The organism is Sphingopyxis granuli NBRC 100800 (genome assembly GCF_001591045.1).
GTDB classification, from domain to species: Bacteria; Pseudomonadota; Alphaproteobacteria; order Sphingomonadales; family Sphingomonadaceae; genus Sphingopyxis; species Sphingopyxis granuli.
Map to the genome: position 1 here is coordinate 1 of NZ_BCUA01000177.1, position 963 is coordinate 963.

Consider the following 963-nt stretch of genomic DNA (forward strand, 5'->3'; position numbering starts at 1 on the left):
GCTGATCCTGCAGGAAGCTGCCCGGGGAAACTTCTGAGCCCCGCGCGCCGAAGGCGCTGTATCGACCACATCAGAAGGATGATGCCGGTGTCCGAGCGGCGGCTCTGCCGCGTGCTCGGGCAATACCGATCGACACAGCGCAAGGCGCCTCGCGGGGCGGATGACGAAGCCGCTCTCACCGAGGATATCATCGCGCTGGCCCGGCAATATGGTCGCTATGGCTATCGCCGGGTGACGGCGTTGCTGCGCGATGCGGGGTGGCATGTGAACCGCAAGCGGGTCGAGCGCATCTGGCGGCGCGAGGGGCTCAAGGTGCCGCAAAGGCAGCCGAAGCGCGGGCGGCTGTGGCTGAACGACGGATCGTGCATCCGGCTCCGGCCGGAATATCCCGGGCATGTCTGGTCCTACGACTTCGTCGAAGGGCGGACCCACGATGGTCGCAAATATCGGATCCTGTCGATCATCGACGAGGCGAGCCGGGAGTGCCTGGCGCTGCCGGTCGCGCGCAAGCTCAGGAGCGATGACGTGCTGGCGGCACTCTCCGAGCTGTTCGTCACGCGTGGGCCGCCGGCGCATATCAGGTCGGACAATGGTCCGGAGTTTATCGCGACGGCGGTGCAGCAATGGCTCGCCCAGATCGGCGTGAAGACGCTCTACATCACGCCCGGATCGCCATGGGAGAATGGCTATTGCGAAAGCTTCAACGGGTCGCTGCGCGATGAACTGCTCAACGGCGAAATCTTCTACTCGCTCGCCGAGGCTCGTATCCTGATCGAGGCGTGGAGGCGTCATTACAACACCGTCCGGCCGCACAGCTCGCTGGGATATCGACCACCGGCGCCAGAGGCTGTTCCATCGCCAGTGTCGCCCTCCGGTTCCGCTTCGCTCCACCTACGGCCAACACTGGCGATGGAGGCGTCAATGCACTAACAATCCGATCGGACCACTCGGTGGGGGCCGGTC

Annotated in this window: 1 pseudogene; it reads left to right on the plus strand. The window is 65.0% G+C overall.

The annotated features are described in order from the left end of the window. Nucleotides 1-930 (plus strand): annotated as a pseudogene (locus SGR02S_RS19290) (IS3 family transposase); the annotation flags it as partial. Nucleotides 931-963 lie beyond the last annotated feature (33 nt).